Origin of the sequence: Pseudaminobacter soli (ex Li et al. 2025) (assembly GCF_003012705.1) — a bacterium.
GTDB classification, from domain to species: Bacteria; Pseudomonadota; Alphaproteobacteria; order Rhizobiales; family Rhizobiaceae; genus Pseudaminobacter; species Pseudaminobacter soli.
In genome coordinates this window covers 1-24,348 of sequence record NZ_PXYL01000010.1, presented here as the reverse complement: position 1 = coordinate 24,348, position 24,348 = coordinate 1, and the positions used below count along the sequence as shown (strand labels likewise).

Below are 24,348 nucleotides of genomic sequence, written 5' to 3'. Positions count from 1 at the left end.
CCGTGCCCCCAAGGGTGTTGCATCAAAGCCGCCCCAGGGCCTCCAGCTCGTGGAGCGCCGCCGCGTCGCGGGCAGACACATCGGCGAACTCGGCATCGGAGCCGACATCGTCGGTGTAGCGCCAGGAACGCGCGCATTTGCGCAGGCCCCTCTCCTCGGCCTTCTCGACCACTACGGCAACGCCCGGCACCTCACGCAGCGAGAAAGCGTCCGCCGGCGGGGCATCGTGCGAGACGACCAGATCGCTGGTGATGCTGATCTCGGCCATGTCGACATCGGCGATTGCCGCTTCGAGCGACGCATCGGCGATGTAGACGACCGGCACGGCTTCGAGCGACGAGCCGATGACCTTCTTGGCCCGCTCGAGTTCGAGTGCACCGGTGACTACGCTTCGCACCTGGCGGATCTTGCGCCACTTCTCGGCCAGCGCCTCGTTCTTCCAGTCGGCCGGCACGTCGCGGAACTGCTCCAGATGCACCGATTCGGCGGACGGGTAGCGTTCCAGCCAGGCTTCTTCGGTGGTGAAGGGCAGCATCGGCGCCAGCCACGTCACCAGATGGTCGAACAGATGGCGAACCACCTGCACGGCCGCCTTGCGGCGGATGCTCGAGGGTGCGTCGCAGTAAAGCGCGTCCTTGCGGATGTCGAAGTAGAAGGCCGACAGCTCCACCACCATGAAGTCGAGCAGCGCGCGCGTGATGCGCTTGAACTCGAAGGCGTCGTAGCCGGTGCGCACGATTTCATCGAGCTCGGCCAGCCGGTGCAGCATCAGCCGCTCCAGCTCCGGCATCTCGGCCACCGGCACCACGTCGCCTTCGTCATGGGCGAGCGTGCCGAGCATCCAGCGGATGGTGTTCCTGAGCTTGCGGTAGGCGTCGATATTGGTCTGCAGCACGTTCTTGCCGAGGCGCTGGTCTTCCCAATAGTCGGTCGTCACTACCCACAGGCGCAGGATGTCGGCGCCCGACTGCTTGATGACGTCCTGCGGCACCACAGTGTTACCGAGCGACTTCGACATCTTGCGGCCCTCTTCGTCCATGGTGAAGCCATGGGTGACGACGGCGTTGTAGGGCGCGCGGCCGCGCGTGCCGCAGCTTTCCAGCAGCGAGGAATGGAACCAGCCGCGATGCTGGTCGGAGCCTTCCAGATAGACGTCGGCCGGCCATTTCAGGTCCGGGCGGTCCTCCAGCGTGAAGGTGTGCGTCGAGCCCGAATCGAACCAGACGTCAAGGATGTCCATCACCTGCGTCCAGTCCTCGTTCGCACGAGAGCCGAGGAAGCGCTCGCGCGCGCCTTCGGCGAACCAGGCGTCCGCACCTTCCTTCTCGAAGGCGTCGAGGATGCGGGCATTGACCTCTTCATCGACAAGCACATTGCCGTCGGCATCGGCGAAGATGGCGATCGGCACGCCCCAGGCGCGCTGGCGCGACAGCACCCAGTCCGGCCGCTCCTCGATCATCGAGCGCAGGCGCGTCTGGCCGGCTGCCGGCACGAAGCGGGTGTCGTCGATAGCCTTCAGCGCGCGGCTGCGCAGCGTGGTGGCGTCGCCCAGCTCCTTGTCCATATAGACGAACCACTGCGGCGTGTTGCGGAAGATGACCGGCTTCTTCGAGCGCCAGCTATGCGGGTAGCTGTGCTTCAGCCGGCCGCGCGCAAACAGCATGTTGCGCTTGATGAGCTCGTCGATCACCGCCTTGTTGGCGTCGCCCTTCTTGCCATGGTCGTCGATAACGCGTGCCGCTCCACCCTCGCGGTCCGGACCGAAGCCCGGCGCGTCCTTGGTGAAGTAGCCGGCATCATCGACTGTGAAGGGGATGCGTGTGTCGATACCATACTTTTCCAGATCCTTGACGGCATCCATCCAGGCATCGAAGTCCTCGCGGCCATGGCCGGGCGCGGTGTGCACGAAGCCGGTACCGGCATCGTCGGTGACGTGCTCACCTGGGAGCATCGGCACCGGGAATTCGTAGCCGCCGCCCAAGCTCTCGAGCGGGTGGGAAAGCGTCAGGCTTCCAAGCTCTTCGGCCGAAACGCTACGAAGCAGATTCAACTTCACCTTGGCCTTGGCCGAGGCCTCTTCCGCCAGCGCGTCGGCGAAGATCAGCTTTTCGCCCGGCTGCGGCCCAAAGTCGTTTTCGGCTGCCGTGACTTCGTAGAGTCCATAGCTGACGCGCGCCGAATAGGCGACGGCACGGTTGCCGGGGATGGTCCAGGGCGTGGTCGTCCAGATGACGACATGCGTGCCTTCCAGCGCAGGCACGCCCTTCTCGACCGGGAACTTCACCCAGATCGTGTCGGACTCGTAGTCCTGGTACTCGACCTCGGCCTCGGCCAGCGCCGTGCGCTCGACCACCGACCACATCACCGGCTTGGAGCCGCGATAAAGCTGGCCGGACTTGGCGAACTTCAAAAGCTCACCGGCGATCCGCGCCTCGGCGTGGAAGGCCATGGTCGTGTACGGGTTCTTGAAATCGCCGACGACGCCGAGCCGCAGGAACTCCTCGGTCTGCACGCCGATCCAGTGCGCGGCAAAGTCGCGGCATTCCTGGCGGAACTCGTTGACCGGTACCTCGTCCTTGTTCTTGCCGGCGGCGCGATACTTTTCCTCGATCTTCCACTCGATCGGCAGGCCGTGGCAGTCCCAGCCCGGCACATAGTTCGAGTCGCGGCCGCGCATCTGGAACGAGCGGGTGATGACATCCTTCAGCACCTTGTTCAGCGCGTGGCCGATATGGATGTTGCCGTTGGCATAGGGCGGGCCGTCATGCAGCACGAACTTTTCGCGGCCGGCCGCACTTTCGCGCAGGCGCTTGTAAAGGTCCATCTTCTGCCAGCGGGCGACCGTCACCGGTTCCTTCTCGGGCAAGCCGGCGCGCATCGGAAATTCGGTCTGCGGCAGATAAAGGGTTTTGGAGTAATCGAGCTTTTCGGACGTGTCAGTCATTGTCTTGCCATCGGATTGCCCGGCGAAGCCGCAGCGGGCGTTCAACTGTCTTATCGGGGAAGCGCCAGGGGCGCGCAGGCAAACATCCCGGACTTTCGGGCAGCGTCAGGCCACCCGGAAGGCCGGGCCCGTAATTCGTATAGCGATCGCGAAGACGGGCGCGAGACATCTCATGGCCGCGCTTTTAATGGAGCCCGGCCTGAGAATAAAGCACATAATGGCGAGTTGCCTTCGCTACATGGTGAAATCGAAGCGATAGGTGGCCGAAACGCCAAGCATCAGCTGGTTTGCCGAACCGCGCTGACGCACCAGGCTCGAATCCCTGGCCGATCCCATCAGCCGCCGATATTCGCCGAACGCGCTGGTGGTGATCGCATCGGTGGTTCGCCATTTTATCTCGCCGCCGACGCCGACTGCACTCAGGCTGGTATCGGACTTGTACGGCCGCAGGCCCGAGCGGGCCGATTCCGCGGGCGTCACGCCATAATAGGCATCGAGATACTTGGCCGAACCGACCTGAAGCCTCGGGCCGCCTGAAATGCGCACGGTCGGGGTCACATCCTGGAAGGCATCGACAAACACGTCGGTCACCACGCCGCTATGTGAGCGGAAGCCTCGCCGCACCTCGCCACGGATGCGCAGCCAGTCGGTGGGGTAGACTTCGGCGAAGACGCCGGCCTCGGCACCCCACTTGACCGAGTCGAGCCCCTTCAGCTCCGCGTCGCCGCTGCTGCGGCCCCACACGATCTTGCCCACCGGGCCGGCGCGCAACGTGCCGACGTCGAGCAGCGAGAAAGACATGTTGTCGTTGCGCGAGGTGAAGCGCACCTGCGACCCCGCCCTACCCAGCGAGATCAGCGGAGAAGCGCTGAAAATGTGGCCTTTCGCGCCTTCGAACTTGGGGGCACGGAATCCTGCTGCGCCCACCTGCAGATACCAGTCGCCGCTGAACCAGCTGTCGGCGGCAGCGGAGCCGCTCGAAAAACCAAGGACGACAGCCACCGACAGGGCTGCCGACATTCTATTCCAAAACACCATTACTCCCCGCGCGTACTCGAAACACAACCGCTCGTGCTCGGAGCAGTGGGGCATATTTGGTAAAATTTGACTTAAATCCGAAGAAACACCGTCGATCTTTGTCAAACAGGCCAACCATTTAGGTGTCTGGACGGGTTGGACGGGCGCGCTACCTTATCAGCAGGCGTTTTGCCGGGACTTCTTCATCATCACCATTGGAGGTGGCGACCATGACCTTGAATTCCGACATGCCCGACGACTTCAAGAAAGCACTTTCCGAAACACGAACCAAATGGGGCTGGTTCGTAGTTCTAGGAATATTGTTCCTCATCTTCGGCGGCATCGCATTCGGCAATCTGTTCCTCGCCACCATCGCCTCGGTCTATGTCATCGGCATCCTGATGCTGATCGGCGGCATCGTCGAGATCATCCACTCCTTCGGCGTTAAGACCTGGGGCAGCTTCTTCTGGTGGTTCCTGAGCGGCCTGCTCTATGCCATCGCCGGTTTCCTGGCCTTCTGGAATCCGCTCCTGGCTTCGGTGGCGCTGACCTTCCTGCTCGCAGTCAGCCTGATTGCCGCAGGCATCTTGCGCCTGTGGGTTGCCTTCTCGGATCGCTCGGTATCGGGTTGGGGCTGGGTGGTTGCGGCCGGCATCATTTCGATCCTGGTCGGCCTGATCATCGCCTTCCGCTGGCCGACCAACAGCCTGTGGGTGCTCGGCGTGTTCCTGGCGGTCGACTTGGTCTTCCAGGGCTGGGCCTACATCGCCTTCGGCATCGCGTTGAAAAACGCGCCTGCGCTAGAAAGCAAGAGCACCGTCTAGCTCCGACAGGGGCCTGACACCGGCAAGCAAGGCTCGCGCCTCCTGTTCGTCGCGCTTCATCTGCACGACGAGAGGATCGAGTCCGTCGAACTTCACTTCGCCGCGCAGATAGCCGAACAACGACACCTGGCAGGTTTCGCCATAAAGGTCGCCGGCAAAGTCGAACAGGAAGGTCTCGAGCAGCGGCGCCCCGTCGGTGTCCACCGTCGGGCGACGGCCGAAGCTCGCCACGCCGTCATGCAGCGTGCCGTCGGCGCGGCGAAAGCGTACCGCATAGATGCCATGCTTAAGGCCGCAGCTTTCCGGCAGCGCCATGTTGGCGGTAGGAAAGCCGAGCGTGCGGCCAAGCTGCTTGCCACGTGTCACCTCCGCCTCGACCGTGTAGCGATAGCCGAGCAGACCGGCGGCCTGCGCCACCTCCCCTTCGCAGAGAAGCTCGCGGATACGGCTCGAGGAGACGATCTCGGCCCCCTCGTCGCGGAAGGCATCGACCAGCGTCACGCCAAAGCCATGACGCTCGCCCGCTTCCATCAGGAAGGCCGGGCCGCCTTGGCGGTTCTTGCCGAAATGGAAATCAAAACCGGTCACCGCGTGGCTGATGCCGAGATTGGTGTCGAGGATCCCGGTGACGAAACTCTCCGCGTCGAGCGAGGCGAATTCGCGGTTAAACGGCTGCTCGACCACGGCGGCGAAGCCGAGATCCGCCAAAATCCGCGCCTTCATCGGCGCCGGCGTCAGCTGAAACAGCGGCACGTCCGGGCGGAACACGGTGCGCGGATGCGGGTCGAACGTCAGCACCAGCGCCGGCACACCTCGCCGCGCCGCTTCGTCCAGCGCCCGGCCCAGCACCGCCTGATGACCGCGATGCACGCCGTCGAAATTGCCGATCGCGACGACGCCGCCGCGCAGCGATTCAGGAAGTTTTCGCGTACCGGGAATGCGCTGGAAGGACTTGTTCATGCGTTTTTCTACCGAAGCCGCGGGATGACCGCTAGCGGGCGATGGCCATGCTTTTCGAGAAACTCGGACAGGCGCCTGGGGTCCGGCGCGAGCGGGTCGCCATAGTCGGCGGCATGGATGCCGCCGGAGACGTAGAGCACGTCGAGGCCATTGTCGGCCGCGCCCTTGATGTCGGTCAGCATGCCGTCGCCGATGCCGAGCGCTTCGGATGCCGACACCTCGCGGCCGAGCAGTTCGGAAGCGGCCTTGAGTGCGGCGACATAGATCGGCCGATGCGGCTTGCCGGCAATCAGCGTGCGGCCGCCCAATAGGCCGTACTCCCGCGCCAGCGCGCCGGCGCACCAGATCAGTCTTTCGCCGCGCTCGACCATGATGTCGGGATTGGCGCAGATGAAGGGCAGGTTGCGCGAGCGCAGCCGCTGCAGCAACTCGGCATAGTCTTCCGGCGTCTCGACCTCGTCGTCGACCAGCCCGGTGCAGACGACCGCGTCGGCTTCGAACTCCTCGACCAGCTCGCAGTCGATGCCGTCATAAATCGGCAAATCGCGCTCGGCGCCGATGTGGAAGATTTTTCGCGGCGCGGTGCGGATCAGGTCACGCGTCACATCGCCGGAGGTGACGACCCGGTCCCAGGCATCATCCGGCACGCCGATTGCGGCCAGTTGCGCTTCCACGCCCTCGCGCGGACGCGGCGAATTGGTGATCAGCACCACCGCCAAGCCTTTTTCACGCGCACGGCGCAGGGCCTCGCCGGCCTCGGGAAAGGCGTCGACGCCATTGTGGACCACGCCCCAAACGTCGCACAGGATCGCGGCATAGCGGTCCGTAACGGCGTCCAGCGATCCGATTATTTCGGGCGACCCCGTCATGGCATTTCCTCACTGTGTCCGCAGTCTTGGGATTGGCGTGGGCAAGTGCCCAGGCGGCACCGGAATTAACCGAAGCGCTTGTTCGTGTCACCACCTTTCGGTCAGGCCAATCCCGATCTGGCGGCAAGCGCCCGGCGGCATCAGCAAAGCGGCAACCTCCACCCAAAGCGCTGGCGCAACAGTTTGGTCCGGCAGCGCCTTGAAAAACGCGAGTTCGGCAAGGATAGTGCACGCCACCCGCCCGAAGCGCCGCACCGGACGGCACGGCAGTCCGCACTGCGGCAGCATGCAATGCGCAACAGCCAGCCGGGTGCACCCATGCCTTCGCTTTCCACGCTAGCAACTTTCGCCCTCATCGCGCTTGGCATGGTGCTCACGCCCGGGCCGAACATGATCTACCTGATCTCGCGCTCGCTTTCGCAGGGACCAGTGGCCGGGCTGATCTCGCTGGGGGGCGTGGCCCTTGGCTTCGTGTTCTACATATTGTTCGCCGCTTTCGGGATCACCGCCCTGGTCCTGGCCGTACCTTATGCCTATGACGCGCTGCGCTTTGCGGGCGCGATGTATCTTCTTTACCTCGCATGGCAGGCGCTGAAGCCCGGCGGACACTCACCTTTCCAGGTCCGCCAGCTGCCGAAGGATCGCCCCAGAAAGCTCTTCATGATGGGGCTGATGACCAACCTACTCAATCCAAAGGTCGCGGTGCTCTATTTGTCGCTTCTGCCGCAGTTCATCGACCCGAAGATCGGCAGCGTCTTTACCCAGCTTCTGGTGCTTGGCGTCACGCAAGTGACCATCAGCCTGACCGTCAACGCCATAATCGCCGTCATGGCCGGATCGATTGCCACATTCCTGGCCGGCCGGCCGTTCTGGATGGTGGTGCAGCGCTGGCTGATGGGAACGGTTCTGGTCGGTCTTGCCCTGCGCATGGCGACCGAGGCCCAGCGCTAAAAAGAAGCGCACCCTCTCCGGTCAGGAAGAAGGTGCGCATGTCTCGCCACGTCTAGAGGTCAACGACGGGCGAGAAAGCGGGCCGCCGAAGCGGTCCGATCCGGTATCAGTCCATGTGCGCGGCGGGCGCCGCGGCGCCTCCCGCAGCAGCCATCTTGGGCCTGCGCAGCATCAGAGCCAGCGGAATCGCGCAGAGCGTCACGATCATCATCAGCTTGAAGTCGTCGATATAGGAAATCATCGCCGACTGCTGGTTCACCAACCCGTCGATCTGCGCCAGCGCGGCCGGATCGCCGGCGGCTGCCCCGGGAGACAGCTTGAGCAGGTTGGGATTGTACGGCGTGATATTGCCGATCAACTCGGAATGATTGATCGATACATTACGCGTCAGCAGCACCGACACCACCGAAATGCCGATCGACGAGCCGATGTTGCGCACCAGGCTGAACAGCGCCGTCGCATCCGTGCGGAAACGCGGGTCGAGTGTCGCGAAGGCAACCGTCGACAGCGGCACGAACACCAAACCCAGACCCAGGCCCTGGATCACGCCGGATTCGATGATCAGCCAGTCGTCCATCTGCGGCGTGAAGCCAGACATTGTGTGAAGCGACTGCGCCACCAGCAACAACCCCGTGACGACCAGCAGTCGCGGGTCGACCATGCGCACCAGCCGGCCGACGAGGATCATCGAAATCATCGTGCCAACGCCGCGCGGAGCCATCACGAGGCCCGTCGTGACTGTCGGGTAGCCAAAGATGTTCGACAGCATCGGCGGCAACAGCGCCATGCTGGCCAGCAGGATGACGCCGACGATGAAGATGAACACCAGGCCGGTCGCGAAATTGCGGTCGGTGAATATCTTGGCGTCGATGAAGGTGTCCTTGCCGGTCGCCAGATGGATGATGAACACCCAGAAACCGATGATCGAAAGACCGAGTTCGATCCAGATTTCGGCGGCCGAGAACCAGTCGACCTCAGCGCCACGGTCGAGCATCAGCTGAAGCGCGCCAACGCCGAGCGACAGCATGGCGAAGCCGAAGAAATCGAAGCCGCGCAACCGCTTGGCGACAGCCGGCAGATAGGCCGCACAGCCGAGGAAGGCGATGATGCCGACCGGCAGGTTGATGAAGAACACCCAACGCCAGTTGAAGCTGTCGGTCAGCCAGCCGCCGAGCGTGGGGCCGATGATCGGGCCAACCATGATGCCGGCACCCCACAGCGCCATGGCTTGGCCGTGGCGCTCCTTGGGGTTGATGTCGAGCAGGAAGGTCTGCGACAGCGGCACGATCGCCGCGCCGAAAACGCCCTGCAGCAGCCGGAAAAGCACCATCGTTTCCAGGCTCCACGCAATGCCGCAGAGCATGGACGAAACGGTGAAGCCGACAACCGACATGAGGAACAGTTGCTTGCGGCCAAAGTGATCGGAAAGCCAGCCCGTCAACGGCGTCATGATGGCGGCAGCCACGATGTAGGACGTCAGCACCCAGTTGATCGTGTCGGCCGAGGCGCCGAGATCGCCGGTCATCGACGGCAGCGCGACATTGGCGATCGTGGTGTCGAGCACCTGCATCACCGTCGCAAGCATGATCGACAACGTGATCAGCCCGCGATGCGGGACGTCGGCGTGAGTTGTCGGGCTCATTTGAAGGCAGACCTGTATGGACGACCGCCCGCATCCGCGGGCGTCCGTGTGAAAATGACTTTTACTTTACGTTGGCGCCCGCGACCGCGCTCGAAAACAGGCCCGGAAGACCGCGGCTGACGCCCGTGTCGACCGACACCGCGGCACTCATGCCGGTGCGCAGTGCCACGTCGAGACCGCTGGTATCGACCTTCAGCCGCACGGGGATGCGCTGCGTGACCTTCACCCAGTTACCGGTAGCGTTCTGCGCCGGCAGCAGCGAGAACTCAGCCCCGGTGCCCGCGCCGATGGCTTCGACAGTCGCGGTGAACGGACGGTCCGGGTAGGTGTCCAGCGTGATCTCAGCCTTCTGGCCCAGCTTCATGTTGGTGAGCTGGGTTTCCTTGAAATTCGCATCCACCCAGATGTCGCCGGTTTCCACCAGGCTGAACAGGGGCGAGCCGACGCCGACGAACTGGCCGATCTTGAAGGAAGATGCCTGGGCAACCATGCCGTCGGCCGGGGCGCGAACGGTGGTCTTGTCCAAGGCGTAGGCGGCATTGTCGCGGGTTGCGATCGCCGCCAGAACCGCAGGATGCCTGTCGGTCTCGATGTCGGCATTGCCGCCGAGGGCAGCGAGCGCGCTTGCCACCGCCTGCTGGGCCGCAGCGTGCTCATCCTGTCCCTTGGTCAGGTCGCGTCTTGCCTGATCGAGCGACGACTCGGAGTTGATGCCCCGCTTCACCAGTTCGGACGCGCGGTCAAATTGCTGCTGGTAATAGGTGACGTCGTTGGAGGTCACGCGCTCCTGCGCCAGCGCCTGACTATGAGCGGCACGAAGCTGCTCGACATTGAGGCGCGCAGCTGCAAGCGCCGCGTCGGCCTGCGCCAGCGCGATCCGGTATGGCTCGGGATCGACCACGAAAAGAACGTCCCCCGCCTTGACCATCTCGTTGTCGGCGACGTTCACGCTGATGACGCGACCTGCCTCCTGCGAGGCGATCGACACCTTGGCCTGTCGCAGATTGGCGTTTTCGGTTTCCTGGTAGCGGCCGCCGGTCACCCACACATAGCCGCCGCCGACCACCAGCACCAAAGGCACCGCCAGCATCAGCACCGTGCGGCCTACCTTGCGCTTGCGCACCGGCGCGGGGGCCGGCTGCACCTGCGGTGCAACAGAAACCGGAGGCGAAAGCTTGTCTGCCTCGACCTCCGTCACCTCGTCCTTGACTTTCGACACGGCATTCATGCTGCTGCACCTTTATCCATTGTCTGTTGCTGGCACGGCGCCTCGCCGTCCGACAGATTATCAACAATCGTCATGAGGCCGCGAAGGACCGTCTGCCGCTCCTCCGGCGACAGTCCTGTCAAGGCCTGTTCAAAAACCTCGCCAGCAAAGCCCCTGATCGCTTCAAAGGCCTGGCGGCTCTTGTCGGTCGGGAAGATCAGGCGCACGCGGCGATCGCTCGGGTCCTGCCGGCGTTCGATCCAGCCACCCTCTTCCATCCGGTCGACCAGCCGCGACACGCTGATCGGCTCGACTTCGAGCACTTCGGCCAGACGCGCCTGGGTGACGCCTTCGTCCTTCACTACCCTGACGAGCAGGCGCCATTGCGCCGACGACAGGCCGTGACCGCTGGCAAGCGTCTCGAAACGCTTGCGCATCAGACGCGCTGCATCGTGAATGAGGAAGCCCAGTCTTTCCGTACCGTCCAATTTCATGAGCGGCATATATTATAAGCGTGCTTATCACTCAAGCGACCGACAGGTCTCTCAACTTTTTGTGATACGGCAAAAGATCGGCGCCATCGCCAAGGAACTCGAAACAACCGGCGGGTCCGATGACGCCAGAAATTTCATAAAGCGAGCCAAGCGTAGCCGCCCAAAGAGCAGCTATGCTTCCCGCCAATCCCGTCTACTTCGCTATATTTTCAGAGACCGCTAATGGTCGCGACGACCTAGTCGTCCAGTCCTTTGCCCTCGAGAATTTTCTCCGCGCATTTTTCAACCCTCGCCACCCGGGTCTTGGATTGCTTGGGCGCAGAGAAATGAAGGATGTATGCTCTTTGCCGCCCCGGAGTCAGTGCACTGAAGGCAGCCTTCAAATCAGGCATTTCATCTATTTTGATCTGAAATTCTTCAGGGACCGCGAATTCGGCAGTCCTTTTAAGCTCGACTTTCAAGCCGGCCTTTTCCACCTCGATGGCTTCGCGGATATAAGCCTTCAAGACGGGTTCCATCTCGACTATTTCGTCAACGCTAGTGAACCGGGCCTGGCGTGCAGCCTGCACATTCTCTGTCTGCTGGATCAGAATGCCATTGGCATCCTGCATCAAGGCGCCCTTGAAAAACAGAAGCGCGCAGTATTCCTTGAACCCGTGGATCAGAACGATATTGGCTTTCTGGAATGCGTAGCACGGATTGCCCCATTTCAGCTCTTCCGTCAGGCCGCAATCGAGAATTATCGATCTCAATTTCTCAAATTCTTCGCGCCACTTTTGCGCTCTTCCCAAATAGGCATCAACCTTGGGATTCATTTCAGTCTCAGTCATAGTGCGTCCTGCAGCCCATTTGTATGTCGTGCATGAATATGCACCCTAGAGCGGCCAGAGTTAGATGGAAACGCCCTAGTCCTCGCCACTCCAACGCCCCGCGAGACTAATGCCTTCGCGCGCGGCGCGTGAACGGACGGCGCGTGCCGACCGGTTGAAGCGGCGCGCTATGGCCGGGGTGGGCATGTCTTCTTCCGCGAGCCTTTTCAGCTCGGCCACGTCCTTGCGCGACCAGTGGATGTACTTGCCCCATCGCCGCCCCTCGCCGGTCGCCTTCGACACGCGGCTCGGCCGGGACGCAAACCGGAGGGCCGCCGGGAGGGCGGATGAGTCGGAATCGGAAAACGGGCGCTCGCCCTCGAATTCTTCAGATATGGTTAACATCGCAATATCCCAGCTCCGCGCGCGAGCAATGCTCGCGCGGTCAGAGCCCAGGCCGGATGAACTGCCTTAATACAAGACCCACGTACATCTGAGCTGCATGCCTTATGCCGCAAACCTCGATACGCGGCAACCGCCGGATGGTGGATGAAGTCCCAAACACACGTTCCGCTCCTTGACTCGCTCGGGGCTCACGCTTATTTCACCGTGGCGTTAGCACTCCTCCCAAGCGAGTGCTAACTGAGGTCCGGTGACCCGGACGGAGGAATCTTTTTCAACATCCGCACCAAGGATAACCAAAATGGCAAAGTCGAAGTTCCGCCCGCTTCATGACCGCGTGGTCGTTCGCCGGGTCGAGTCCGAAGAGAAGACCGCCGGCGGCATCATCATCCCCGACACCGCCAAGGAAAAGCCGCAGGAAGGCGAGATCATCGCAGTCGGTTCCGGCGCACGCGACGAAGCCGGCAAGCTCGTCCCGCTGGATGTCAAGGTCGGCGATCGCGTCCTGTTCGGCAAGTGGTCGGGCACGGAAGTCAAGCTCGGTGGCGAAGACCTTCTGATCATGAAGGAATCCGACATCATGGGCATCATCGGCTAATTCGGCCTCCCTACCCATCCATTGAAATTCCGGGCCCCGTGCCCATTCCAGGAGCTTAGAAATGGCTGCTAAAGACGTAAAGTTCTCCCGTGATGCCCGCGAGCGCATGCTGCGCGGCGTCAACATCCTCGCCGACGCGGTGAAGGTGACGCTCGGCCCGAAGGGCCGCAATGTCGTCATCGACAAGTCCTTCGGCGCTCCGCGCATCACCAAGGACGGCGTCACCGTCGCCAAGGAAATCGAACTGGAAGACAAGTTCGAGAACATGGGCGCGCAGATGGTCCGCGAAGTCGCTTCGAAGACCAACGACATCGCCGGTGACGGCACCACCACCGCGACCGTTCTGGCCCAGGCCATCGTTCAGGAAGGCCACAAGGCGGTTGCCGCCGGCATGAACCCGATGGACCTGAAGCGCGGCATCGACCTGGCGGTCGGCGAAGTCGTCGCCCACCTCGTCAAGTCCTCGAAGAAGATCAAGACCTCGGAAGAAGTCGCCCAGGTCGGCACCATCTCGGCCAACGGCGAGAAGGAAATCGGCTCGATGATCGCCGAGGCGATGCAGAAGGTCGGCAACGAAGGCGTCATCACGGTTGAAGAAGCCAAGACCGCCGAGACCGAGCTGGAAGTCGTCGAAGGCATGCAGTTCGACCGCGGCTACCTGTCGCCGTACTTCGTCACCAACCCGGACAAGATGGTTGCCGAGCTGGAAGATGCCTACATTCTCCTCCACGAGAAGAAGCTCTCCAACCTCCAGGCCATGCTGCCGGTTCTCGAAGCCGTCGTGCAGACCTCCAAGCCGCTCGTCATCATCTCCGAGGACGTCGAAGGCGAGGCCCTGGCTACGCTCGTCGTCAACAAGCTGCGTGGCGGCCTGAAGATTGCTGCCGTCAAGGCTCCGGGCTTCGGCGATCGCCGCAAGGCCATGCTGGAAGACATCGCCATCCTGACCGGTGGCCAGGTCATCTCCGAAGACCTCGGCATCAAGCTCGAGAACGTCACGCTCAACATGCTTGGCCGTGCCAAGAAGGTGTCGATCTCCAAGGAGAACACCACCATCGTCGACGGCGCCGGCAAGAAGGCCGAGATCCAGGGCCGCGTTGCCCAGATCAAGCAGCAGATCGAAGAGACCACTTCGGACTACGACAAGGAGAAGCTGCAGGAACGTCTGGCCAAGCTGGCCGGCGGCGTTGCCGTGATCCGCGTCGGCGGTGCGACCGAGATCGAGGTCAAGGAACGTAAGGACCGCGTCGACGACGCCCTCAACGCGACCCGCGCGGCCGTTGAAGAAGGCATCGTTCCGGGCGGCGGCGTTGCGCTGCTGCGCTCCTCGCTCGCCATCAAGGTGGAAGGCGAGAACTCCGACCAGGCTGCCGGCATCAACATCGTCCGTCGCGCTCTGCAGGCTCCGGCCCGCCAGATCGCCGCGAACGCTGGCGCCGAAGCTTCGATCGTTGCCGGCAAGATCCTCGAGAACAAGACGGCTACCTTCGGCTACAACGCCCAGACCGGCGAGTACGGCGACATGATCGCCTTCGGTATCGTCGACCCGGTCAAGGTCGTTCGCACGGCTCTGCAGGACGCCGCTTCGGTTGCTGGCCTGCTGGTCACCACCGAGGCCATGATCGCCGAAGCTCCGAAGAAGGACTCCCCGATGCCGGCTATGCCGGGCGGCGGCATGGGTGGCATGGGCGGCATGGATTTCTAATCCAGCCACTCGGCTCCAAATACGGAAAGGGCGCCTTCGGGCGCCCTTTTTGTTTGATCGAATGCGCGACCCCAAAGGTCATTTGCGCGACATTGCAATCCCCCGCCTTCGGTGATTTCAATCGATGATTTCAAGATGGGACTTCGAGGGGGAAAATCTTGTCTAATGTTCTCGCAGCATTGCTTGCCGCCGCAGTCCTGACAGGCGCGGCGCAGGCATCCGAATGCCCCGGAGCCGCCACCGCCGACGATGGTTTCGTGCTCGAGCGTCCCGGCATCCGCAGCGTGTACAAGAACTCCGATGACGACATGGTCATGCAGGTTTCGAATTCCTTCGACTCCGGCCCGCCGCAGACGCAATTTTTCCTGGGCGGCCTGATCGAACTGTTCCGGACCAGCAAGACGGGCCAATTCGCGATACTGCCCTATTCCGACATGCGCGGGATCTTCCCACTGAAAGCCGGGGCACAGCGCAAGCTGGATTTTGTCGAGCTTCTGCCGGGAGAAGAGACGGCCGAGCCAGTGGTTCTGGAACTGAAGGTCACCGGCAAGGAGAAGTTCAGCTTGGGCCGTTGCAGCTACGACGTCCTCGCGGTCAAGCTGGTCAAGAAGAAGAGCGACGGCGAAGAACTCGACGCCTGGACCGCCCTCTACGCTCCCGACCTCCAGGCTGTGCTGGCCAAGCGCTACGACGAAGGTACGGCCCAGGAAACAACGGTCGGCTACGCTGCGATAAAACCGCTGTCGGAGTGATCCAGGCCCGCCTAAAGCATGGCCTCAGCGCACAGCCGCAAGACGGCTGTGTCCTGCGACGCCTTCGCCATCGACATGGCGCCTGAATAGGTTGCGACGGCCATGGCGGCATAGCGGTCCGGATCGGTGCGGTGGTCCTCACGCCCCTCGCCCTGGTCGGTCCGCACCTTTGAAGCGATGGCGGCTTGCCAGTCGGCAAAAATGCGGGCCAGCGCCGCGCGAAACTCAGGGTCGGCCAGCGACAATTCGTGTGCCAGGTTGTTCAGCGGGCACCCGCGCACAAAACCTTGGCGTTCCAGTTCGCCGGCAACTGCCGCAAACACCCCCGAAACACCTTCGCGCGCCGAAGCAGCGCTGACCACCGGCCCGATCCAGGTTTCCTCCACCGCCTGTGCAACACGCTCGTTGATGACGGCAAGGCCGATCGCCTTCTTGGTCGGGAAATGATGATGCAGCGCCCCGCCGGTCACGCCGGCGGCCTGCATGAGATCTCCAAGGCTGGTCGCATGATAACCGCGCACCTGAAAGGCGTGCTCGGCGGCGTCCAGCACCTTCTGGCGCAATCCTTCAGGATCGTTCGTGCGCCTGCGCCGCGCTCTTTCCATCGACGTCACGATACCCTCCAAATCCATGCTGACATTAGCAGATTGACAAAACCGGGCAACCGGTCTGTTATCCAAACAGGACAGTCACCCTGTTTTGGAGGAATGATGAGCGAGGGTAACAGGACGACGCATGTGGTGGGCGGTTCCCGTTTGTTTTCGCCGGTCGTCGAACTTCGGCAGTACACGCTGAAGTCCGGCCGCCGCGAGGATCTAATCCGCATATTCGACACGCATCTGGTCGAGCCGCAGGAAGAGACCGGCATGACGGTCATCGGCCAGTTCCGTGACCTCGACTGGCCCGACCGTTTCGTCTGGCTGCGCGGTTTCGAAGACATGGAGGCGCGCCACGCCGCCCTCAGCGCCTTCTATAGCGGCCTGGTCTGGACCGCATATCGCGATGCGGCCAATGAAACGATGATCGATTCCGACGACGTGCTGCTGCTTACGCCGGCTTGGCCCGACAGCGCCTTCGACCTTTCGGGCGCCGCGCGCGATTCCGCAGGCAGAAAGGCATCCTACTCGGTCGTCGCAGCCACCATCTTCCATCTCCTGCCCGGAACCGAAGTCGACTTCGCCGCCACTTTCGCCGAGGAGGCAAGGCAGCGGCTTGCCCGTCACGACGGCGAATTGCTCGCCGCCTTCGTCAGTGAACATGCCGAAAACACCTATCCCCGCCTGCCGGTACGCGCCGGCGAAAACGTGTTTGTGGTCTTCCAGGCCTTTACCGACGCCATGGCAATGGCCAACCACGATGCAGCGCTTGCCGCCGACCCGGTCTGGATGCACGGCGTCCTGCCGGTGCTGGAGCGCTACTTCGCGCGCCCGTCCGAACGGCTGCGGCTGGCGCCGACCGCCCGCTCGCTGCTGCCCTGAAACCTGTCGGTCTCTTTGAACCGATTTGCATCGGCGCCGTGGCCAATCTTCGCTTGAAGCTCATTGTGCAAAGCGGTAGGCCATTGCCGACATTGCACATTTTCCGGGAGATGGTCCGTGAGCGTCAAACCAACCAGAACCGAAACCGATACGTTCGGCCCCATCGAGGTTGAAACCGACCGCTACTGGGGCGCCCAGGCGCAGCGTTCGCTGGGCAACTTCAAGATCGGCTGGGAAAAGCAGCCGCTGGCAATCGTACGCGCGCTGGGCATCGTCAAGCGCGCGGCTGCCGAAGCCAATATGGAGCTCGGCCGGCTCGACCCGAAGGTCGGCGAGGCTGTCATCCAGGCCGCGCAGGAAGTCATCGACGGCAAGCTCAACGACCATTTTCCGCTGGTCGTGTGGCAGACCGGCTCGGGCACCCAGTCCAACATGAACGCCAACGAGGTGATCTCCAACCGGGCGATCGAACTGCTCGGTGGCACCATGGGCTCCAAGAAGCCGGTCCACCCGAACGACCACGTCAATATGAGCCAGTCGTCGAACGACACCTATCCGACGGCCATGCACATCGCCTGCGCGGAGCGTATCGTCCACGACCTCTTGCCGGCGCTGAAGCACCTGCATGCCGCGCTCGATACAAAGGCCAAGCAGTTCGCCCACATCGTCAAGATCGGCCGCACGCACACGCAGGACGCGACCCCGCTGACGCTGGGCCAGGAGTTCTCCGGCTATGCCGCGCAGGTCGCCTCCTCCATCAAGCGCATCGAGCTGACGCTGCCGGGCCTGTGCGAGCTGGCGCAGGGCGGCACCGCCGTCGGCACGGGCCTCAACGCGCCGATCGGTTTTGCCGAGAAGGTGGCCGATCGCATCGCCGCCATCACCGGCATTCCCTTCGTCACCGCCCCGAACAAGTTCGAGGCGCTGGCCGCACATGACTCGATGGTGTTTTCGCATGGCGCCATCAACGCCGCCGCCGCGGCGTTGTTCAAGATCGCCAACGACATCCGCTTCCTCGGCTCGGGTCCGCGCTCGGGCCTCGGTGAACTTGCGCTGCCGGAAAACGAGCCGGGCTCGTCGATCATGCCGGGCAAGGTCAACCCGACGCAGTCCGAAGCCCTGACGCAGGTCTGCGTGCAGGTGTTCGGCAACAACGCAGCGCTGACCTTCGCCGGCAGCCAGGGCCATTTCGAGCTCAACGTCTACAACCCGCTGATGGCCTACAACTTCCTGCAGTCGGTGCAGCTTATGACCGATGCGGCGATCTCGTTCACCGACAATTGCGTCGTCGGCATCGAGGCCCGCGAGGACAACATCAAGGCAGCCCTCGAGCGTTCGCTGATGCTGGTCACCGCGCTTGCGCCCACCATCGGCTACGACAACGCTGCCAAGATCGCCAAGACGGCGCACAAGAACGGCACCACCCTTCGTGAGGAGGCCGTTGGCGGCGGTTATGTCAGCGAAGCGGACTTCGACCGCCTGGTGCGCCCCGAGGACATGACGCACCCGGGCTGACCGGGCGGCCCCTCCCCGACGATAATCGATCGACACTCAAGAGCCATTCACCCTCCGAGGAAGGGTGAATGGCTCTTTGTGCACGCGGAGTGTCGATTGGGTGTGAATCGGTATACAATGCGTTCGGAAGTTTCGATCTCGTCTTGAAACCAGTTCCGCGTTACCTCCGCGTCATCGAACATCGTCTCAGGGGAAGAAACATGCCCAATAGCGCTCTCGTACTTCTCGGCCGCATTCTGCTGTCGATCATCTTTATCCTCGCCGGCTTCGGCAAGCTGACCGGCATTGCCGGAACGGCACAGTACTTCGCCGGCTACGGCCTGCCCATGCCGACCGTCACCGCCGTAGTCGTCGGTCTCGTCGAGTTCTTCGGCGGCCTCGCCGTTCTGATCGGCTTCCAGACCCGCATCGCCGCTATTCTTCTGGCCATCTTCAGCGTCGCCGCAGCGCTCGTGGCTCACACGAACTGGGCGGACATGATGCAACTCATCAACTTCCAGAAGAACCTGGCGATGGCCGGTGGCCTGCTGGTCCTGGCCGCTTTCGGCCCGGGCGCCTATTCGGTCGACGGCCGCCGCGCCTGACCGCACGCTCTGTCGCAGACAACAAAAAGGCCCGGTTCGTCCGGGCCTTTTTCGTTTGGGTTCGTAGCAAAGATTACTTGAAAGCGGTGAAGGGCGGCTCGCCTTCGACTTCCATTACCAGCTTGCGGCCGGCAAGCTTGCCCAGCTGCGCCAGCCGTCCTGCCGGGCGCTCGCCAATCAGATTGCCGCACTCGGTCGGGATGACCAGCGCCAGCGTGTCGTTGTCGCGGCTTTCCCAGCGCAGCTTCGGAATGACGCCCGGCATCGCGGCCGACAAGAGATAGACGACACGGAACATCGCGCCCAGGAGCCGGGAGCGCTCCAAATAGCGCGGCGTCGCCAGCGTCCGTAGTTCGGCAGCGCCGCTGTCGTTTGAGATGCCCTCGTGCCGATAGAGATTGGCCAGCGCCAGATAGAGGCGGCCGGGATGGTCGACGCCGATGAACGAAGCGTGCGCGATGATGTTGAGCGACTGGGTGCCCCGATATTCCGGATGCGCGCGCCAGCCGATGTCAGCCAGCAGGCAGGCCGCGTGGCGGTAGCGCGCTTCGTCCTCGGTCTCGTCGATGCCGAAGGTGGCAAAGGTCTGCCCGGTCCAGCGCACCAACTCATGCGCGTGGGTGACCGAGCGGGCGCGCAGCACCGCCAGTTCCTCGGCCGCCGAGATGAGCGGGTCGAGCTTCTGCTCGCGCGGCGACAGCAGCGAATAGAGAAAGCCTTCGCGCACGCCGAGCGCCGACACCACGATCTTGGAAGGCTTCATCGCGGCGATGATTTCGAGCATGACCGCCGCACCATAGGGCAGCAGCGAGCGGCGAACCTTGGACACGCCCTCGATGCCCTTGATCTTGTCGATCTCGCCCTTGGCGACCTGCCGCAGGAACGGCAGGGAGCTCTCGATGCCCATCTCGTAGTGGTGCATGACGCTGAGCGGGTAGTTCGTCGTGTTCATGTGCAGGCGCGCGAGGTTTCGCCACGTGCCGCCTACAGCGTAAAACACCCTGCCCTGCCCGCCTTTCAGCAGCTTGGCCCGCGCCAGCTCGTCGCGCGCGATCTTGGCCGCCGCGACGGGCGAATTCTTGGCCATGTCCTGCAGGCGCAAACCGCCGAGCGGCAGCGTGATGCCGTCACCAATCGTCTCGCCCGCCACGTCGATCAGCTCCAGGCTGCCGCCGCCAAGGTCGCCCGCGATGCCGTCGGCCGGATGGAAGCCGGATATGACGCCCAGCGCCGAGTAATATGCTTCCTCGCGTCCGCTCAGCACGCGGATTTCGGTGCCGAGGATCTTTTCGGCACGATGGATGAAATCGATGCCGTTCTCGGCTTCGCGCGCTGCCGCGGTGGCGATGACGTAAAGGTCTCCCGCGCCGGCCTGGTCCGACAGGGCGCGGAAACGGCGGAACTCCTCGATGGCGCGCGTGACCGCCTCCGGGTCGAGCTTGCCCGTCGAGACGATGCCGCGGCCAAGTCCCGCCAGCATCTTCTCGTTGAACAGCACCGTCGGCGAACGTGCTATGCCCTCATAGACGACGAGGCGAATCGAGTTCGAGCCGATGTCTATGACGGAGATTGGCCGGCGATCCTGAAGCCGGCCCTGGGATCGTGCGATCATCAGACCTCAGATGTAACGGATTTTCTGCGGCGCTTGAACTGTTCGATACGCTTGGGCGCATGCGACTTGAGCGCGTCTCCCCGTCCGGACAAGCTAGGATTGGTCATAAAGTATTCCTGCGCGTTGAACGGTTCTTCGCCCTCGTCCGGCACCACGCGCCGGGAGGTTCCGTCTGCCAATACTTCGAAACTTTGCTGGTTGTCCACAATGTTTCCGAGCATGATCTGGCCAAGCACCTGCTCATGCACGGTCGGATTGGTGATCGGCACCATGACTTCGACCCGTCGGTCGAGGTTGCGCGGCATCAGGTCGGCCGAGCCGATATAGACGATCGCGTCGTCCGAAGGCAGGCCGTGGCCGTTGCCGAAGCAGTAGATGCGGCTGTGCTCGAGGAAGCGGCCGACGATCGACTTGACGCGAATGTTCTCCGACAGGCCGGGCACCTGCGGCCTGAGGCAGCAGATGCCGCGCACGACCAGATCGATCTCAACCCCAGCGTGACTCGCCTCATAGAGAGAATCGATGATGATCGGATCGACCAGCGCGTTCATCTTCATCCAGATCTGCGCCGGTCGCCCGTTTCGGGCGTGCTCGATCTCTTCGGAAATGTGCTTGAGGATGCGGCTGCGGAGCGTGAAGGGCGACATCGCCAGCAACATCTCATCGGTCGGCTCGGCATAGCCGGTGATGAAGTTGAAGATCTGCGCCACGTCGCGAGCAATGTACGGATCGGTCGTGAAGAAGGACAGATCGGTATAGATGCGCGCGGTCTGCGGATGGTAATTGCCGGTGCCCAAGTGCACGTAATTGCGTAGCTTTCCGTCCTCGCGGCGCACCACCAGCGACATCTTGGCGTGCGTCTTCAGCTCGATGAAGCCGAACACCACCTGCACGCCGGCGCGCTCGAGGTCGCGCGCCCAGCGGATGTTGGCCTCCTCGTCGAAACGCGCCTTGAGCTCGACGAGTGCTGTCACCGACTTGCCCATCTCGGCGGCATCGACCAGCGCGCGCACGATGGGGCTATCGTTCGAGGTGCGGTAGAGCGTCTGCTTGATCGCCACCACCTCCGGATCCGCCGCCGCCTGGCGCAGGAACTGCACCACCACGTCGAAGGATTCGTAGGGGTGATGGACAATAAAGTCCTTCTCGCGAATGGCAGCGAAGCAGTCGCCGCCATGGTCGCGCACGCGCTCGGGGAAGCGCGGATTGAAGGGCGGAAACTTCAGGTCGTCCCGCGGCAGCGAAACGATCTCGGAAATCTGGCTGAGCGCCAGTGGCCCCGTCAGCACGCTGATGCGCGAGGGAGAAACGCCCAGCTCGGTCGCGACGAACTCGCGCAGCTCGTCCGGTATCTGGCTGTCGAACTCGATGCGGATCACCTGCCCGCGCCTGCGGCGCTTCAGCGCGGTCTCGAACAGCCGGACGAGATCTTCCGCCTCTTCCTCGACCTCGATATCGCTATCGCGGATGATGCGGAACGTGCCGGATCCCTTGACCTCATAGCCGGGGAACAGCGTTCCTATGAAGATGTTCACCACTTCTTCGAGCGGGATGAAGCGCACCATGGTTTTGCGGTCGGGCAGCCGGACATAGCGCTTGAGCGCCACCGGCAGGCGCAGCAGCGCGGTCATCTCCTCGCTGTCCTTGAGGTGGCGCAACTGCAGGGCCATGGAGAAGCCCAGATTCGGGATGAACGGGAACGGATGGGCCGGGTCGATCGACAACGGAGTCAGAACCGGGAAGATCTGCTCCATGAAATGGGATTCGAGCCAGGCCTTCTCATCCCTGTTCAGCGCATCGCCGGTAACGCTTTCGATACCTTCCTTTTTCAGGAGAACGGCAAGCTCAGACAGGCTTTTCTGCTGGTCTTCCTGTAGCCGCTCGACCTCGACGAGAATCTGCTCGAGCTGCTGCTCGGGCGTGCGCCCGTCAGGAGTGCGGATGGCGATGCCCTGGCGCACCTGCCCGGCGAGACCGGCCACGCGCACCATGAAGAACTCGTCGAGATTGGCCGCCGAGATCGACAGGAAGCGCACGCGCTCCAGAAGCGGGTGGCGCGGGTTCTGCGATTCCTCGAGGACGCGCCGGTTGAATTGCAGCCAGGAGAATTCACGGTTCACAAAGCGGTCGGGATTGCCGGCGGTGCCTTCGCCCTCGGCAGTGGTCACGGTGGTAAATTCGGTCTGGACCGGCCTTAACTCGTTCATGTCCCTCTCTGTCCTTTGCGACGCAGCGCCGCTTGTTCGGCTTAGCTTATCTCCTGACAGCCTTTTGCGACAGTTTGATTTCGCATGGCTTGCAAAGCGATTGGCGATGTTACAAACGCCTGCTATGAGCGGCATGCAAGCGACAGGAGATAGCCATGGCCGGCGGTTCCATTCCCCATTTCCAGAATGACGCGGGTTACGCGGTCATCGAGATCGGCGTTAAGGAATTCATGTGCGTGGGCGCCACCCCGCCCTTCGATCATCCGCACGTGTTCCTCGACATGGGCGCGGATTCCGAAAAGGTGTGCCCGTACTGCTCAACGCTTTTCCGTTTCAACGGTTCACTGAAGCCCACCGAAACGCGCCCGGAAAACTGCCTCTACGTGATCCAGGCGGCCTGATCCGACGATCGGCACGATGGACGCTTCGCGGTCCGGGCGGGTCATAATCGCCGGTGCCGGCATTGCCGGCCTGACCGCGGCACTGGCCTTTGCGCGACAGGGCTTTTCCGTCGACATCTACGAGCGCTCGGAAAAGCTCGAGGAAGTCGGCGCCGGCCTGCAGCTTTCGCCCAACGCCACCCGCATCCTCGATCGCCTCGGCGTTCTGGAATTTTTGTTGCCGAAAGCTGTACGGCCGCATGGCGTGATCCTGCGCGACGCGCGGACGCTTTTGGAACTGGCGCGCGTTCCCCTCGGCGACACCGCAATGCGGCGCTGGCATGCGCCCTATCTGGTTGCCCATCGCGCCGACCTGCAATCAGCACTTCTCGAAGCCGTCGGCCGCCAGTCGTCCATCAGGCTCACGACCGGCGCCGCACTGACCGGCATCGCGCATCAAGACCAGGGCGTCACCGTCACCTTCGACCGTTCGGGTACTGCCGAACGCGCTGCGGGCCTGCTGTTGATCGGCGCGGATGGCGTGTGGTCGGCCACACGCGGGCTCATCGGCGCGGGCCGCCAAAGCAGTTTCTCCGGCGAGATCGCCTGGCGCACCGTGATCGATGCGGAGAGCGCAATCGGTCGCGGTCTGGCGCGGATCGGCGCGCGCGAGAACGTGAGCGCCTTCCTGCATTCCGGCTTCCATCTCATCGCCTATCCGGTGCGCGGCGGCGCGGCCTTCAATCTTGTCGCCTTCACGCCCGGCCAGCGCATCGCCGAAGGCTGGTCCGACAAGACAAACACTGCCCCTCTGGAACGCGCCATGCGCCACACGGCGCCCCTTCTGTCAGGCCTGGCCCGCAACGCCGGCCCGTGGACGGCCTGGCCGATCCACACCGTGCGTCAGCCCTCTGTCTGGACCGCGCCTGGCGTTGCGCTGATCGGCGACGCAGCACATGCGATGACGCCGTTTGCCGCGCAGGGTGCTGCCATGGCCATCGAGGACGCCGATACGCTTGCCACCTTCCTCGGCGCCGGTACGGCCGACCTCGCCACGGCGCTCTCAGCCTGGGAAAGGGCTCGCCGCCCGCGCGTCGAAAAAGTCGCCCGGCGCGGCGCCTTCAACCATTTCGCCTGGCAGGCCTGGGGGCCGGTGGCGCTGGCCCGCAATCTCGTGCTGAAAACCATGCCGCCCGAAAAACTCGCCGCCGACCTCGACTGGCTCTACGGGTGGGAATCGGTCTCGAGCTGAGCAAGGTTCGAGCCGCAATAAAAAAAGATCGGATGATTGGGGCTCCCGTGGCGCTCCCGCTGCGGGGGTGACAGGATTTCAATCTGCGGGCAGGCTCCTCAAGCTTAACTGGTCAAGGAGCCATGCCCATGGATCTGTTCGTCGGT

At 63.0% G+C, this 24,348-nt stretch carries 22 protein-coding genes; 10 read left to right on the top strand and 12 right to left on the bottom strand.

Annotated elements, in window-relative coordinates; translation table 11 throughout:
* Positions 1 to 22: 22 nt before the first annotated feature.
* Complete coding sequence (gene ileS, locus C7I85_RS18960; RefSeq protein WP_106725728.1) at positions 23 to 2,944, bottom strand: isoleucine--tRNA ligase; 2,922 nt, start codon at positions 2,942 to 2,944, stop codon at positions 23 to 25.
* A 234-nt stretch (positions 2,945 to 3,178) separates the two neighbouring features.
* Positions 3,179 to 3,964 (bottom strand): MipA/OmpV family protein, encoded by a 786-nt coding sequence (locus C7I85_RS18955; RefSeq protein WP_245445005.1) that lies wholly within the window; start codon positions 3,962 to 3,964, stop codon positions 3,179 to 3,181.
* A gap of 227 nt (positions 3,965 to 4,191) precedes the next feature.
* On the opposite strand from C7I85_RS18955, the gene C7I85_RS18950 reads away from it, so the two are divergent.
* Positions 4,192 to 4,785: an HdeD family acid-resistance protein gene (locus C7I85_RS18950; RefSeq protein WP_106725585.1), complete on the top strand. Its 594-nt coding sequence runs from the start codon at positions 4,192 to 4,194 to the stop codon at positions 4,783 to 4,785.
* Here the strand turns inward: C7I85_RS18950 and C7I85_RS18945 are convergent.
* Both C7I85_RS18945 and C7I85_RS18940 read right to left on the bottom strand, forming a co-directional pair.
* Complete coding sequence (locus C7I85_RS18945) at positions 4,762 to 5,745, bottom strand: bifunctional riboflavin kinase/FAD synthetase (protein WP_106725584.1); 984 nt, start codon at positions 5,743 to 5,745, stop codon at positions 4,762 to 4,764. The two genes, C7I85_RS18950 and C7I85_RS18945, sit on opposite strands and share 24 nt — an antisense overlap.
* 8 nt (positions 5,746 to 5,753) lie before the next feature.
* Complete coding sequence (locus C7I85_RS18940; protein ID WP_106725583.1) at positions 5,754 to 6,614, bottom strand: TIGR01459 family HAD-type hydrolase; 861 nt, start codon at positions 6,612 to 6,614, stop codon at positions 5,754 to 5,756.
* A 318-nt stretch (positions 6,615 to 6,932) separates the two neighbouring features.
* Between C7I85_RS18940 and C7I85_RS18930 the strand changes: the two genes are divergently transcribed.
* Complete coding sequence (locus C7I85_RS18930; protein WP_106725727.1) at positions 6,933 to 7,565, top strand: LysE family translocator; 633 nt, start codon at positions 6,933 to 6,935, stop codon at positions 7,563 to 7,565.
* A gap of 106 nt (positions 7,566 to 7,671) precedes the next feature.
* Here the strand turns inward: C7I85_RS18930 and C7I85_RS18925 are convergent, their stop codons facing one another.
* The 5 genes from C7I85_RS18925 to C7I85_RS18905 all read right to left on the bottom strand — a co-directional run bounded on the left by C7I85_RS18925 (position 7,672) and on the right by C7I85_RS18905 (position 12,122).
* Positions 7,672 to 9,207, bottom strand: coding sequence for a DHA2 family efflux MFS transporter permease subunit (locus C7I85_RS18925; protein ID WP_106725581.1), 1,536 nt, complete (start codon positions 9,205 to 9,207; stop codon positions 7,672 to 7,674).
* A 61-nt stretch (positions 9,208 to 9,268) separates the two neighbouring features.
* Positions 9,269 to 10,435, bottom strand: a complete 1,167-nt coding sequence (locus C7I85_RS18920; RefSeq protein ID WP_106725580.1) for an HlyD family secretion protein — start codon at positions 10,433 to 10,435, stop codon at positions 9,269 to 9,271.
* Positions 10,432 to 10,908, bottom strand: coding sequence for a MarR family winged helix-turn-helix transcriptional regulator (locus C7I85_RS18915; RefSeq protein ID WP_181257231.1), 477 nt, complete (start codon positions 10,906 to 10,908; stop codon positions 10,432 to 10,434). The genes C7I85_RS18920 and C7I85_RS18915 overlap by 4 nt, the downstream gene beginning before the upstream one ends.
* A 236-nt stretch (positions 10,909 to 11,144) precedes the next feature.
* Entirely contained in the window at positions 11,145 to 11,738 is a 594-nt protein-coding gene (locus tag C7I85_RS18910; protein ID WP_106725578.1) for a YdeI/OmpD-associated family protein, read from the bottom strand.
* Between the two features lie 75 nt (positions 11,739 to 11,813).
* Positions 11,814 to 12,122: a hypothetical protein gene (locus C7I85_RS18905; protein WP_106725577.1), complete on the bottom strand. Its 309-nt coding sequence runs from the start codon at positions 12,120 to 12,122 to the stop codon at positions 11,814 to 11,816.
* Positions 12,123 to 12,420: 298 nt separating this feature from the next.
* Here C7I85_RS18905 and groES point away from each other — a divergent pair, with 298 nt between their 5' ends.
* The 3 genes from groES (at position 12,421) to C7I85_RS18890 (ending at position 15,174) form a co-directional block, all read left to right on the top strand.
* Positions 12,421 to 12,717: a co-chaperone GroES gene (gene groES / locus C7I85_RS18900; protein WP_106725576.1), complete on the top strand. Its 297-nt coding sequence runs from the start codon at positions 12,421 to 12,423 to the stop codon at positions 12,715 to 12,717.
* 61 nt (positions 12,718 to 12,778) lie between these two features.
* A complete protein-coding gene (groL, locus tag C7I85_RS18895; RefSeq protein ID WP_106725575.1) occupies positions 12,779 to 14,422 on the top strand; it encodes a chaperonin GroEL in 1,644 nt (547 codons plus the stop codon).
* A gap of 158 nt (positions 14,423 to 14,580) precedes the next feature.
* Complete coding sequence (locus tag C7I85_RS18890; protein ID WP_245445004.1) at positions 14,581 to 15,174, top strand: hypothetical protein; 594 nt, start codon at positions 14,581 to 14,583, stop codon at positions 15,172 to 15,174.
* 11 nt (positions 15,175 to 15,185) lie between these two features.
* Here the strand turns inward: C7I85_RS18890 and C7I85_RS18885 are convergent, their stop codons facing one another.
* A complete protein-coding gene (locus tag C7I85_RS18885) occupies positions 15,186 to 15,779 on the bottom strand; it encodes a TetR/AcrR family transcriptional regulator (protein WP_106725573.1) in 594 nt (197 codons plus the stop codon).
* Between the two features lie 105 nt (positions 15,780 to 15,884).
* Between C7I85_RS18885 and C7I85_RS18880 the strand changes: the two genes are divergently transcribed.
* The 3 genes from C7I85_RS18880 (at position 15,885) to C7I85_RS18870 (ending at position 18,751) form a co-directional block, all read left to right on the top strand.
* Positions 15,885 to 16,652, top strand: coding sequence for an NIPSNAP family protein (locus C7I85_RS18880; RefSeq protein ID WP_106725572.1), 768 nt, complete (start codon positions 15,885 to 15,887; stop codon positions 16,650 to 16,652).
* Between the two features lie 117 nt (positions 16,653 to 16,769).
* Complete coding sequence (gene fumC, locus C7I85_RS18875; RefSeq protein ID WP_106725571.1) at positions 16,770 to 18,167, top strand: class II fumarate hydratase; 1,398 nt, start codon at positions 16,770 to 16,772, stop codon at positions 18,165 to 18,167.
* Between the two features lie 200 nt (positions 18,168 to 18,367).
* Positions 18,368 to 18,751 carry a DoxX family protein gene (locus tag C7I85_RS18870; RefSeq protein ID WP_106725570.1) on the top strand — a complete coding sequence of 128 codons (384 nt, stop codon included), beginning with the start codon at positions 18,368 to 18,370 and terminating at the stop codon, positions 18,749 to 18,751.
* Between the two features lie 73 nt (positions 18,752 to 18,824).
* Here the strand turns inward: C7I85_RS18870 and ppx are convergent, their stop codons facing one another.
* Together ppx and C7I85_RS18860 are read right to left on the bottom strand one after the other, a co-directional pair.
* Positions 18,825 to 20,363: an exopolyphosphatase gene (gene ppx, locus C7I85_RS18865; protein ID WP_106725569.1), complete on the bottom strand. Its 1,539-nt coding sequence runs from the start codon at positions 20,361 to 20,363 to the stop codon at positions 18,825 to 18,827.
* Positions 20,363 to 22,570 carry an RNA degradosome polyphosphate kinase gene (locus C7I85_RS18860; protein WP_106725568.1) on the bottom strand — a complete coding sequence of 736 codons (2,208 nt, stop codon included), beginning with the start codon at positions 22,568 to 22,570 and terminating at the stop codon, positions 20,363 to 20,365. The genes ppx and C7I85_RS18860 overlap by 1 nt, the downstream gene beginning before the upstream one ends.
* A gap of 155 nt (positions 22,571 to 22,725) precedes the next feature.
* Between C7I85_RS18860 and C7I85_RS18855 the strand changes: the two genes are divergently transcribed.
* Complete coding sequence (locus C7I85_RS18855; protein WP_106725567.1) at positions 22,726 to 22,971, top strand: zinc-finger domain-containing protein; 246 nt, start codon at positions 22,726 to 22,728, stop codon at positions 22,969 to 22,971.
* 16 nt (positions 22,972 to 22,987) lie between these two features.
* Positions 22,988 to 24,202: an FAD-dependent monooxygenase gene (locus C7I85_RS18850; protein ID WP_106725566.1), complete on the top strand. Its 1,215-nt coding sequence runs from the start codon at positions 22,988 to 22,990 to the stop codon at positions 24,200 to 24,202.
* Positions 24,203 to 24,348 lie beyond the last annotated feature (146 nt).